Origin of the sequence: Blautia parvula (assembly GCF_020215665.1) — a bacterium.
Taxonomy (GTDB): domain Bacteria; phylum Bacillota; class Clostridia; order Lachnospirales; family Lachnospiraceae; genus Blautia; species Blautia celeris.
Genome location: NZ_CP084061.1, coordinates 1,075,485 through 1,087,702 on the forward strand (window position 1 = coordinate 1,075,485; position 12,218 = coordinate 1,087,702).

The 12,218-nt window shown below is 41.1% G+C and carries 14 protein-coding genes and 1 pseudogene; 10 read left to right on the plus strand and 5 right to left on the minus strand.

Going from position 1 to position 12,218, the window contains the following annotated elements; translation table 11 throughout:
- Positions 1-49: 49 nt before the first annotated feature.
- From LC508_RS05125 to LC508_RS05135, 3 genes and pseudogenes are all read right to left on the minus strand, one after another.
- Positions 50-478: pseudogene (locus LC508_RS05125) on the minus strand (flavodoxin).
- 156 nt (positions 479-634) lie between these two features.
- The gene (locus LC508_RS05130) at positions 635-1,015 is read right to left on the minus strand and encodes a flavodoxin (RefSeq protein WP_054353424.1); all 381 of its coding nucleotides are present in this window, start codon (positions 1,013-1,015) and stop codon (positions 635-637) included.
- A gap of 243 nt (positions 1,016-1,258) precedes the next feature.
- Positions 1,259-1,846, minus strand: coding sequence for an iron chaperone (locus LC508_RS05135; RefSeq protein ID WP_225305323.1), 588 nt, complete (start codon positions 1,844-1,846; stop codon positions 1,259-1,261).
- A 366-nt stretch (positions 1,847-2,212) separates the two neighbouring features.
- Here LC508_RS05135 and LC508_RS05140 point away from each other — a divergent pair, with 366 nt between their 5' ends.
- From LC508_RS05140 to LC508_RS05160, 5 genes are all read left to right on the plus strand, one after another.
- Positions 2,213-3,694, plus strand: a complete 1,482-nt coding sequence (locus tag LC508_RS05140) for a helix-turn-helix transcriptional regulator (protein ID WP_103732951.1) — start codon at positions 2,213-2,215, stop codon at positions 3,692-3,694.
- Positions 3,636-4,250: a GyrI-like domain-containing protein gene (locus LC508_RS05145; protein WP_225305324.1), complete on the plus strand. Its 615-nt coding sequence runs from the start codon at positions 3,636-3,638 to the stop codon at positions 4,248-4,250. The genes LC508_RS05140 and LC508_RS05145 overlap by 59 nt, the downstream gene beginning before the upstream one ends.
- A gap of 136 nt (positions 4,251-4,386) precedes the next feature.
- Positions 4,387-4,689, plus strand: a complete 303-nt coding sequence (locus LC508_RS05150; protein WP_054353421.1) for a DUF1330 domain-containing protein — start codon at positions 4,387-4,389, stop codon at positions 4,687-4,689.
- Between the two features lie 118 nt (positions 4,690-4,807).
- Positions 4,808-5,230 (plus strand): DUF3788 domain-containing protein, encoded by a 423-nt coding sequence (locus LC508_RS05155; protein WP_103732952.1) that lies wholly within the window; start codon positions 4,808-4,810, stop codon positions 5,228-5,230.
- A gap of 58 nt (positions 5,231-5,288) precedes the next feature.
- Complete coding sequence (locus LC508_RS05160; RefSeq protein WP_225305313.1) at positions 5,289-6,530, plus strand: IS256 family transposase; 1,242 nt, start codon at positions 5,289-5,291, stop codon at positions 6,528-6,530.
- 228 nt (positions 6,531-6,758) lie between these two features.
- On the opposite strand, the gene LC508_RS05165 is transcribed toward LC508_RS05160, so the two are convergent.
- The gene (locus LC508_RS05165) at positions 6,759-6,956 is read right to left on the minus strand and encodes a hypothetical protein (protein ID WP_146051841.1); all 198 of its coding nucleotides are present in this window, start codon (positions 6,954-6,956) and stop codon (positions 6,759-6,761) included.
- A gap of 506 nt (positions 6,957-7,462) precedes the next feature.
- On the opposite strand from LC508_RS05165, the gene LC508_RS05170 reads away from it, so the two are divergent.
- From LC508_RS05170 to LC508_RS05190, 5 genes are all read left to right on the plus strand, one after another.
- Positions 7,463-7,876 carry a GNAT family N-acetyltransferase gene (locus tag LC508_RS05170; protein ID WP_054353835.1) on the plus strand — a complete coding sequence of 138 codons (414 nt, stop codon included), beginning with the start codon at positions 7,463-7,465 and terminating at the stop codon, positions 7,874-7,876.
- 47 nt (positions 7,877-7,923) lie between these two features.
- Positions 7,924-8,100 (plus strand): DUF6440 family protein, encoded by a 177-nt coding sequence (locus tag LC508_RS05175; protein WP_186971213.1) that lies wholly within the window; start codon positions 7,924-7,926, stop codon positions 8,098-8,100.
- A gap of 210 nt (positions 8,101-8,310) precedes the next feature.
- Positions 8,311-9,135, plus strand: coding sequence for a nitroreductase family protein (locus LC508_RS05180; protein ID WP_103733208.1), 825 nt, complete (start codon positions 8,311-8,313; stop codon positions 9,133-9,135).
- Between the two features lie 303 nt (positions 9,136-9,438).
- On the plus strand, positions 9,439-9,933 hold the full coding sequence (locus tag LC508_RS05185; RefSeq protein ID WP_033139789.1) for a hypothetical protein: 495 nt from the start codon (positions 9,439-9,441) through the stop codon (positions 9,931-9,933).
- A gap of 47 nt (positions 9,934-9,980) precedes the next feature.
- Positions 9,981-10,325, plus strand: coding sequence for a class I SAM-dependent methyltransferase (locus LC508_RS05190; RefSeq protein ID WP_118594232.1), 345 nt, complete (start codon positions 9,981-9,983; stop codon positions 10,323-10,325).
- Between the two features lie 134 nt (positions 10,326-10,459).
- Here LC508_RS05190 and LC508_RS05195 read toward each other — a convergent pair whose 3' ends face one another.
- Positions 10,460-11,701: an IS256 family transposase gene (locus tag LC508_RS05195; RefSeq protein WP_225305313.1), complete on the minus strand. Its 1,242-nt coding sequence runs from the start codon at positions 11,699-11,701 to the stop codon at positions 10,460-10,462.
- Positions 11,702-12,218: the final 517 nt, after the last annotated feature.

Consider the following 12,218-nt stretch of genomic DNA (forward strand, 5'->3'; position numbering starts at 1 on the left):
TAAACTTTTAGACTTTCAAACCATGCTTTTATTTCTTTTTCACTCACATTTACATCAAATCTCTTGCCATCCTTAGTAACGCACCCGGACAGGAGGACTCCAATTCAGCGTTGGTATTACCCATACCACTGCTTCCGGATGTTGCCACCGGAATAATAATCTTGTCATTCCAATTATATTGTTCCAAGAATGTATTGATGATTGTCGGAGCTATGTACCATCAGATGGGAAAAGCGAGAATCAGAATTTTGATATTTTCTGTACTCTCCAGTTTATTCGCTATCGCCGGTCGGAATAACTTATCATTCATCTCTACACTGCTCCGGCTATTTTTATTCATCCAGTCAAGATCTGCAGCGGAATATGGTATCTCCGGATGAATTTCATGTAAATCCCCATCTACTACGTTCGCAATCTTCTTAGCCAGTTTCTCTGTTATTCCTGTTGCTGAAAAATACGCTACTAATATTTCACTCATAGTTCTATTTCTCCTATTTCATATGATAAACTTACTATTTGCGTTCCCATTTCAGCAATTCTTACACTGTCTCATCTATATAAACGCGATACACATATTTTTATATAATCTGTGTATGCTGTAACAAATACTTATATAATTATAACACTATACACGCTATACATCAGTAAAAACAATACTACATTTTAGGATACCCGATGAACACGATATCATAGCTTTCCATGTCGGCAACTGTCCCTCTGATTGCAGAGCGGGCAGATTATCATTCATTTTAATAGAAAATCGGCTGTTTCTGTCATTGTAATCAAGATTGGAATTGGTGTATGGCTGTTCAGGTATGATTTCATAAAGCTCAGCATCCATTGCTTCTGCTGTATACTTAGCAATTATATCTCTGGCTGCGAAGTATACAAGGTTTACTACCGCAGTCAATTCTGCTTCATTATTGTAACTGAGAAGCGGCACTTCTGTATCATGGTTCAGTTCCAGGATTTCCGACATCGTTTCCGTATCCTCTGCTAATGTAGCCCGGAGCATGCGGTCAGACTCCCATCTTTATAGGTTAGAAACCCATACACTACCATAGCTGAGAAGATTTCTTCTTTTGTCTGCAGGTTCATAGACGCTCCGCATATTCCCATATTCTTACCGGAACAGCCATTCCTGCTGCCTTCAATGCCAGGTCACCACGGACAGCTGCTGCATTGTACAGCCTCTTGCCGGATTTCGAGTAATACCCGCCATACCAATTTGATACCCCCGCAAACTAAAATAAACAAGTCAGCTTAAACACCATTTCACAATATTTTCAATCAATTTTGTAGGTAATGCTTTATCATAAGGAAAATATATTGCATTTTTCTTAGTGACAAATTCGTTTAACTCCAATGCAAACTTTCCAATAGCTTCAACCCCTACATAGAAACTGATGTGCTTTTTACAAGCAGAAAATGAGATGGATTTTCCTTCTTTCTCATAATATGGCATACTCCATAATATACGTTCATTTACACATGGAACACTGTTTTGTAATATAATCATCAGTTCTGTTAAGTGGGGGTGTGTTTCTATGGGCTGCGAATCTATATATTCTAATACTGTTTTGGGTGCTTTCCCGCAGTAATGACCTTGATTTATTCTTTTAAATTCTCTCCCGCATTTGGGGCATATCCACATATTCCGTTTCCTCCGTAAATTTAAATTTTTCAGTTTACCATACTGGGGTTCTATAATTCCATTCTTTCCGGAGTATGCCGGCCATTTTTGATCCGACAAAGAACCATCTGAATAAAATCCATTCCCCCAGGCCGATTTGAATATGCTGTATCCAATTTCGATACTGGAAATGATAGGCTCTGTTCCATCCACTGCCCCCTCCTAACACCACACTTTTAAACTTGCCTTATTATACTATATATCAGTTCAGATGTATAGGCGCTGCTGTTTTCCGGCTCCCGCTTCTTTTCCACACTATCCGGGGCATTCTTATGCGGCATGTCTTTCCGGTTTGCTTTCAATCCGCTCAATGAATTTCCCCTGTACCTCTGCGGTATACCGTTCTTTCAGTTGTTCGGCCTCATCATGTCCCGGGGTAAAACTTAAGATCATTACTTCAAATGTGGGATGACAAACGCAAGCATTTTCTGACATGGCAAATGATTTATGAAAATGGTATAATAGAAACATTATATCCTATTAGTTTCATTGCAATTTTTATGGAATCGAGGTGAACACATGGACTGGTTACAGCGCATCAACGAATCGATCGATTATATGGAAACACATTTAATGGAAGAATTAAGCATTGAGCAGATATCAAATTATGTATTCGCTTCAAAGTCTAATTTTCAGCGGGTGTTTCATATGGTGACAGGTGTGACGATTGGCGAATATATCCGAAACCGCCGCTTAAGCCTGGCCGGGCAGGATCTGCTGCTTACGGACAATAAAGTTGCTGACATAGCGCAGAAATACCGTTATGACACTTCTGAGAGCTTTTCTAAGGCGTTTTTGCGTTTTCACAGCATTTCACCTTCAGATGTCAAAACATCCGGCGCTGTGCTTCGATTTTTTCATCCTCTCTCTATTAATATTTCAATCCGTGGTGGATTCAACAGGGCTTATCAACAGATTGATGAATTTTGTTGGAATAATCTTGACGAACAAACAATTAAAACGCTGACCGATGCAGAGAAGTATCAAGAACTCGTTCATTGGGCGATAACAGCGAGAGGGAAAAACCCAGGTGTTTTTGATGCGTTGACGGAATGGCTGCTGGATGATATTGAATGGTGCGAAGATAAGCTCAATGAAAACGAACAGATTTTGATGCAGGGTGTATTCGCGCGGTTTTCAGAACAGAACAAACAGCTCCGCCGATACTTGTCGGAATTAAGACCTGCAGGGGTGGTCAACGAAGCGGTATTCAAAGCCCTGGATCAATTTAATGATCAGTTGTCAGGACAGGTTCCAGACGAGCGGCTGCAGAAAGTTGTGGCACAAGTATTGGATGATTTTTCCCTTATGAAACAGCGCGGCATCAGAGAGCAGATTGCAGGAAGCATAACAGGCCCCACCGGCACGGATCATGCGGACATATACGGCTTTATCAATTATCTGAAAGAATGTGACGCGGAGGTGCAATGGGCGCTGTTTATGCCGGATAAAGTAAAGCGACAGCAGAACGGCTTCAAAGTAGTAAACTATGAATATAAAGAAATGCCCGGTATGCGGTTCATCGGATGGGAAGACGACGATTTGACCGACAGCGAATTGCAGGGGGAGCGTTTTCGTGTACTGGATGCCATGAATGGTGATCCGTCAGGTTTTGACTATGATATTCTGCTCTCGCATCATGAGGGCTTGTCTATCGATGTGGAGCCCGCACATCTTTTTTGGGGACGGTTTATGAGGGCAGACACCCCTGTGCCAAAAGGATTTCTCTCATTTGATTTTCTGCCATATCATGATGGCAGGGCAGGTATTCCATATATTTCTCAATTTGCCTATGCGGAATTCTCGGGAGATTATGAAGCTATGCACAAAACGGAAGGATATGACATCAGTGCCATGTACGACGTCACCAGAAACATTATGCTCAGCCAGGGAATAACGATTCCGTATCCGGATAAATATTGGACAGCAGAAGTATTTAAAAATGGATACGACAAAGGCAGCACTGCTTATATGTTCAGCGCAGAGCTTATTGATACATAAAATTGTTCAAAGCGGTGTTATCAATGTCTCGTTCGGTGGTGAAGACACTCCGACAAACTTGAATTTGGAGGAAAAAATAATAATGTCAGGATTAGAAGTGAAGCTAGAATATATCGACCAGCAAACAATATACGGATTGTGGCAAAAGTCAAATGATAAAACTATTTCCAGAGATATAAAGGCTCTGTCTAAACAGTATCATGCCGTGGTTTCCATGCCGGAGGGAAAGGTGTTACCCTATTTTGTCCTGTCCAGAAATTACAATGAGCAAAGCCGCGATTTTGAATTATTTATTGGCAGTATGATTGACAAAAGCGGTTTAGAAAGCTGCATCCTCTCAGCCTGCGAGTACGCCAAAATCACAGTAAAGCCTAAATTGGGCTTTTTGTGGGGGGCTTCTATCGGAGAGGCAAAACAATATTTCTATACAAAATGGTTACCAAAAAGTTCCTTTGAAGCATTGAATTTGGAATATGAGTATCACACAGAAAGAAGCACGGAAAGGCAGCCGACGATTGACATTATCTTTGCCATTCGACGCAAAGTGATCAACTAAAATCAGACAAATCTCATTTTTTTAACTTAATGCTATTGGTAGAAAGAAAAATAAGCAATTCCCAGTTTGTTGAACTGCACTAATGCAGCCTTTTGGGATAAGGTGTATCATCAAATAGTAATTTGGAGGACTTGAAATGGCATGTTATTTTTGTGTTGATGTATATTTTAATAAAGATAATGAACGTAATGAATATGATGAATATATTGCAATGGTAAAACCAATCGTAGAAGCTTATGGCGGTAAGTATCTTGTTAGAAGTGAAAATGTAATGGCACTCTCAGAAAGCAGAACACCAAATAGAGTGATTCTAATTCGTTTCCCTAATAAGGAAGCATTGGATAAATGTTTTGGATCTAATGAATATATCTCCATTATGCATAAGAGAACATCAACAGTGGATGCAAGGGCTGTTGTGATTAATGAGGAAATATTATGAAGATACATCAAATTGTATCGCTGTTCGTTGAAATTCGGTCAGGTAGACTCTGACCGTGCCGACGGGGGTCCTCCTTGTGATAGGCCGCTCTTGTATTCTAACCTAAAGGAGAAATCGTATGTATGAAAGAATGTTAAATAAGCAAGTTGTGCCGACCATTGAGGAAATGACATCGTATTGTGGAGTAAACGCCGAATTATTTACAATGCTGAATCAGTGGTTATCAAATCAATATTGCACTTTGCAGGAAACGGTTTTCCCCTATGGCAATCATTATGGATGGGGAATTGCTCACAGATCAAAGAAAAAGCTGCTCTGCAATATTTTTCCGGAAGATAATGCTTTTACAGTAATGGTCCGGCTTTCTGACCGGCAGTTTGCTTCGGTCTATGGAAATATGCAAAAATACACGCAGGAATATATGGATCATAAATATCCCTGCGGCGATGGCGGATGGATACATTATCGTGTGAAATGCAAAGAGCATTTGGAAGATATAATGAAATTGTTGATTGTCGAGAGTGTGAAACTTTTTCTGTAAAATAGGATTTATAAGGTTCTTCTATGATAAAATAAAAATCATAGGAGGGCCTTTTATTATGGCAAGACAAAAGAAACCAGTACACAGAGTACAAATGACGGAAGGAAAGCGCAGCATTATCCATCAGCTTTTGGAAGAATACGATATTCAGACAGCTGAAGACATTCAGGATGCCCTGAAAGATCTTCTTGGCGGAACCATCAAGGAAATGATGGAGGCTGAGCTGGATGATCACCTGGGATATCAAAAATCGGAACGCTCAGACAATGATGATTACCGGAACGGTTACAAACGAAAACGGGTCAACAGTAGTTTCGGTTCCATGGAAATCGATGTGCCGCAAGACCGAAAATCTACCTTTGAACCACAGGTGGTCAAAAAACGCCAGAAAGACATTTCTGATATTGACCAGAAGATCATCTCCATGTATGCGAAGGGAATGACTACCCGGCAGATATCTGAAGCTATTGAAGATATCTACGGATTTGAGACCTCGGAAGGATTTATTTCTGATGTTACAGACAAGATCCTTCCTCAGATCGAAGACTGGCAGAACCGTCCTCTGGATAATGTCTATCCCATCCTTTACATTGACGCCATCCACTATTCTGTCCGTGACAATGGTGTGATCCGCAAGCTTGCCGCCTATGTCATCCTTGGGATCAATACAGAAGGAAAGAAAGAGGTACTGACAATCCATGTGGGAGAGAATGAAAGTTCAAAATACTGGCTGTCTGTTTTAAATGAACTGAAGAACCGGGGGGTAAAAGACATCCTCATCATCTGTGCGGACGGCCTTACGGGAATAAAGGAAGCCATTGCTGCCGCATTCCCCAAAACAGAATATCAGAGATGCATTGTCCATCAGGTAAGAAACACATTAAAATATGTTCCAGATAAAGACAGGAAGGCATTTGCTGCAGATCTAAAGACCATCTACCAGGCAGCTGATGAAAAAAAGGCGCTGGCAGCACTTGACCGGGTAACAGAAAAATGGACGCCCAAATATCCGAATTCCATGAAGCGCTGGAAGGATAACTGGGATGCCATATCCCCAATTTTCAAGTTTTCAGCAATGGTCAGGAAGGTCATATATACGACAAATGCCATTGAATCGCTGAATTCCACTTATCGAAAGCTGAACCGCCAGAGAAGCGTATTTCCAAGCGACACAGCGTTGCTCAAAGCGTTATATTTAGCAACCTTTGAGGCTACAAAGAAATGGACCACAACCATCCGGAACTGGGCTCAGGTGTATGGAGAATTAAGTATCATGTACGAAGGACGGCTTCCGGAGTGATTGAACATGAGCAAATAACAGGCGGATTTACCGCCTGCTGTTGACATGCCTTTTTGTAACTGTTATATATAAAGTAAGGGTGAAAAGCCTATTCTTAAGACTTTTCACCACTCATTATCATAGAAGAATCTTATTTACAGACTTTTCTTCATAGTCTCTGATTGTCAAATCGGAATAGAGGATCTGGAGATTTTAGACACGCTGTCTGACGGCGCTTTCATGTTCCTGTTAGACGAAAAAAGCAGATCCCATGTGAAATCTCTGCTGTTCCAGCGAACTTTGATTGGAGTCGTTGCTGTCCATGCTGACAAAATCCAATTCTGTCAGGATTTTTTGTCCGTTATTGAACACGCTTAATCCGGCACCCTCATAAATATCAACGGCGGGCCTGCACAATGATCCGCCGCTCTGAGATTTTGCACTCATATTCATCTGCCGAACAAGTATCGGTACAAATAGATGCGCCCGTGTCCCAGGTATTGACATAGCCCTGCGGGAGCTTACCATGATCCTCTGAAACTTTTTTCATTACTCCTCTGTACTGTTTGCGCATTTCTTTTCTTGCGTCTTCCTTATTCCAAAACAAATCCATCACAATAAATACTTCTGCTGTCGTCATCCTTTATGAGAGACATCAGGACAAACAATGGTTTCCCTATCTGCTTTGCGTGATTCATCTTGTTTACCTCCCATCGTCTTTTTTGTTTCATACTAAATATGCCGGATGATGAATATATGGAATAAAGAAAAAAGCCATCGGCATAAGCTGGATAGCGCCAAACTGCTATACAATCACATTAAAATACTGTATGATGAAACAAATGGAAACTGAGGAGGCAAGAAAATGATAACAGGGTACTATTGTACAAATACTTTTTCAGAGTAAGTATCCCAGTTTACCAAGCCGAAAAAATAGAATTTGGGAGTAATACATGGAATACAAAGAAAATATGCTATGCTACGAAGATTATTATAGGTTAAGAAAAAGCGTCGATTGGTTAAATTTTTCAGAACAACAGGCTCAAAAAGCTCTTGACAGAAGCTTATATACAGTAATTGCAGTTAAAAATGACCAAACTGTTGGCATGGGAAGATTGATCGGAGATGGTCTGTATTATATGATTATTGATATTATAGTCCATCCTGCCTATCAAAAAAATGGCGTGGGAAGTCAAATAATCAATATGATAATCAAATATGTTGATGATGAAACACCAGTCAACGGGCGTTCCAGCATACAGCTAATCGCGGAAAAAGGAAAGGAAACATTCTATCAAAAAATGGGATTTAAGTTAATCCCTCATGATTATTGCGGTTCTTGTATGAGAAAAGTAATTCATAAATAAATCCCGGGTTGTTGAACTTAAAAAATTAGAATTTGGAGGAATATTAAATGAATAAAAGATTTGAGTTTACAGAAAAAGAAGGGGTTTCAGAAGGAGCTAAAATCGTTGTTGATAAAGAAACGGGAGTGCAATACTTACTGGCTCATTGGACAAATGTTGAAGGGCTTACTGTACTGGTAGATAAAGACGGAAAACCATTATTAGACCCACGATATGCTAAATGATATAAATCCCGGTTTTTCTGTCTGGAAAATTTGAAATTCGGAGGGATGTATATGTATGAAAGAATGTTAGAGAAATAAAATGAGCCTACCATCGAGGAACCGCGGCACATGCAGTGAGCGGTTTGATGATATTCAAATGCTTTTATCGGTCAAATGTACATAGGCAGGTTTAGGTAACAGAAAGGCTTGGACGGAATGGAAGGAGAAATCATGGAAATATTTGAATCACCAATTTACAAGGATGATATAGGGAGACGAACCTTTCTTGAAATCCCGTTCGATGCAAGGGAGCGGTTTTGTAAACCGAAGGGTACGATCTATGTAAGCGGAACGATCAACGGCACCCCGTACCGAAGCAAATTATTATCCCGTGGCGGCGGAAAATTTCTTATGGTTTTAGATAAGGCGTTACAAAAGTCCCTTGGATTTGAAGGACAGACCATGAACGCGCATGTCACCATGTCCTCCGAAGAGCTGGAGCCTGCTGGCAAGAAACGGGAAGAGCCTGTTGCTGTCAGCAGCGGTATGGATGTACTGGCGGCGATCAAAACGCGGCAAAGCATACGAAAGTTCGCCTCAAGGCCCGTCGGGGACGATATGGTTACGACAATACTTTGCTGTGGAATGTATGCGCCTACGGCGAAAAATAAGCACCCCTGCCATTTCATCGTTATAAGGAACAAACAGCTTCTGGCAGAACTTGCCTCACAAAACTCACAGGCCGCTATGCTTGAATCTGCCGCTGGTGCCATCGTCATTTGTGGTGATAAGAATATAGAGGGAATGAAAGAGTTTTTGTATGCAGACTGTGCTGCTGCCACGCAGAACATCCTGCTCGGTATTCATGGCCTTGGGCTGGGAGGCGTTTGGTGCGGAGTGGCGTTAAACTCTGATTGGCGGAAGCGGATGATAGCTGCGTTAGAACTTCCCGCTAAACTGGAGCCCGTCGCGGTGATCGCATTCGGCTGGCCCGAAGAGGAGAAGGAATTACGGGACCGCTGGGAACCGGAAAAGATTCATTATGACAAGTGGTAAAGGATCTGCAGGAAACACAGCCCCGGCGGGCCATCACTCAGCTATTTTGATCAATCCCAGCTTGTCGGGAAGAAAAAATTGGAATTTGTGGAGGTAATAATGGTTAAAGAAGATTGTCCGTGTAAAAAGAAAAGTTGTGAACGGCACGGTAATTGTGATGCTTGTAAAGCATATCACGCAGAGTCTAAACGAAAGCGCCCGTGTGAAAGAGAAAAGAAGGCTTTTCTTTCAATTAAGCATAGAACTGATTGAATCAACAACTTTCAGTTGTTTGAGCTGAAAAATTTGAAGAGGAGGGCGACTATGCTTTTAGTAATAGAATGTATGATTTCATGTATAATCTTTGCAGTAATTGTCTTGCCTACACAGTATAAAGACCCAGTTAAATATATTATGTCTTACCCTCCGGAGATTAGAAAAAGAGTGGAGTCCTTACCAGAATATAAAAATTCTATAAAAAGGACTGAAAAAAAGCACATATTAAAGAAACTTATTGCTGTTTTTGTATGTGTTACACTTTTGTCAGCAGTGGCCTATTTTTCAGGAGCTAAAACCTTTCAAGCGGCATTTTTACATGTATTTATCTTATTCCTTGCTATTGATCTCTTTGATGTAATTGTGCTTGATATTGGCGTGTTCTGCCATAGCAAAAAATTAAGAATAGCTGGAACTGAAGATATGGATAAAGAATACAAAAATTATTTATTCCATGTTAAAGGCGGCATAAAGGGAATTATACTGGGAGTTGTGGTTTCTCTTTTATCTGCGTGCATTATATACATCGTATCTATTATATGACTTTCAGCTTGTCGGGTAGAAAATCAGAAAATGCAAGGGAGTATTGCATGAATAGTAAAGAAATAAAAACAAAATATGAAATTAGTAAGAGTATCGAAAATACAAGAAAAGGCTTTGAAGAAAGTTTTGAAGAAGGAACCCTTTATAATAGACAGACACAAGATAAAGCTCATCTTGAACGAATACTGCACTTCCTGAATATAAACGACGGTATGAAAATTCTTGACTTAGGAACAGGGACGGGATACTTGGCATTTCCCATTGCTGGACGATATCCAAAAGCAGAAATAATTGGTTTGGATATTGTTCAGCAGGCGTTGGATAAAAATCAAGACAGCGCTTTCATGTTGCTGTTAGACGAAGAAACCGAGACTATGAAGAAAAGTCTGTAAATAAGATTCTTCTATGATAATGAGTGGTGAAAAGTCTTAAGAATAGGCTTTTCACCCTTACTTTATATATAACAGTTACAAAAAGGCATGTCAACAGCAGGCGGTAAATCCGCCTGTTATTTGCTCATGTTCAATCACTCCGGAAGCCGTCCTTCGTACATGATACTTAATTCTCCATACACCTGAGCCCAGTTCCGGATGGTTGTGGTCCATTTCTTTGTAGCCTCAAAGGTTGCTAAATATAACGCTTTGAGCAACGCTGTGTCGCTTGGAAATACGCTTCTCTGGCGGTTCAGCTTTCGATAAGTGGAATTCAGCGATTCAATGGCATTTGTCGTATATATGACCTTCCTGACCATTGCTGAAAACTTGAAAATTGGGGATATGGCATCCCAGTTATCCTTCCAGCGCTTCATGGAATTCGGATATTTGGGCGTCCATTTTTCTGTTACCCGGTCAAGTGCTGCCAGCGCCTTTTTTTCATCAGCTGCCTGGTAGATGGTCTTTAGATCTGCAGCAAATGCCTTCCTGTCTTTATCTGGAACATATTTTAATGTGTTTCTTACCTGATGGACAATGCATCTCTGATATTCTGTTTTGGGGAATGCGGCAGCAATGGCTTCCTTTATTCCCGTAAGGCCGTCCGCACAGATGATGAGGATGTCTTTTACCCCCCGGTTCTTCAGTTCATTTAAAACAGACAGCCAGTATTTTGAACTTTCATTCTCTCCCACATGGATTGTCAGTACCTCTTTCTTTCCTTCTGTATTGATCCCAAGGATGACATAGGCGGCAAGCTTGCGGATCACACCATTGTCACGGACAGAATAGTGGATGGCGTCAATGTAAAGGATGGGATAGACATTATCCAGAGGACGGTTCTGCCAGTCTTCGATCTGAGGAAGGATCTTGTCTGTAACATCAGAAATAAATCCTTCCGAGGTCTCAAATCCGTAGATATCTTCAATAGCTTCAGATATCTGCCGGGTAGTCATTCCCTTCGCATACATGGAGATGATCTTCTGGTCAATATCAGAAATGTCTTTCTGGCGTTTTTTGACCACCTGTGGTTCAAAGGTAGATTTTCGGTCTTGCGGCACATCGATTTCCATGGAACCGAAACTACTGTTGACCCGTTTTCGTTTGTAACCGTTCCGGTAATCATCATTGTCTGAGCGTTCCGATTTTTGATATCCCAGGTGATCATCCAGCTCAGCCTCCATCATTTCCTTGATGGTTCCGCCAAGAAGATCTTTCAGGGCATCCTGAATGTCTTCAGCTGTCTGAATATCGTATTCTTCCAAAAGCTGATGGATAATGCTGCGCTTTCCTTCCGTCATTTGTACTCTGTGTACTGGTTTCTTTTGTCTTGCCATAATAAAAGGCCCTCCTATGATTTTTATTTTATCATAGAAGAACCTTATAAATCCTATTTTACAGAAAAAGTTTCACACTCTCAAGAAACCAGATCCCATGTGAAATCTCTGCTGTTCCAGCCATTCCATATCTATTGTGTCAGCTATCCTATACCATGCCCTTCCCGGAATATCGTAGTAAATCTTGCATTTATCGTCGCGTAGATTTGCGTAAATCCTTTTTTGCGGTCTGCTAGCGTTTCCTTCATTACCTTCTCGCGTCAATATCCAGCTTAAAGTTCCCCACGGTGTCAGATGAGATACCCATCTTCCGGGCACTCCTCTTCTGTCCGCTCGGCTTCCAACTGTTCTCTTGCAGCTCCGGTCAGCATGACCGCTTCATCCGGTTGCGAGATATCTTTTGGAAACCGAAAATACCGATGTAATCGTCCTCTTTTTGGAATACGCCGTTCCTCTGGCTGAGTTTGATTGCCGCCAGCTCAATGGTCCTGCTGCTCAGCGGATTGAATTCGGCAGT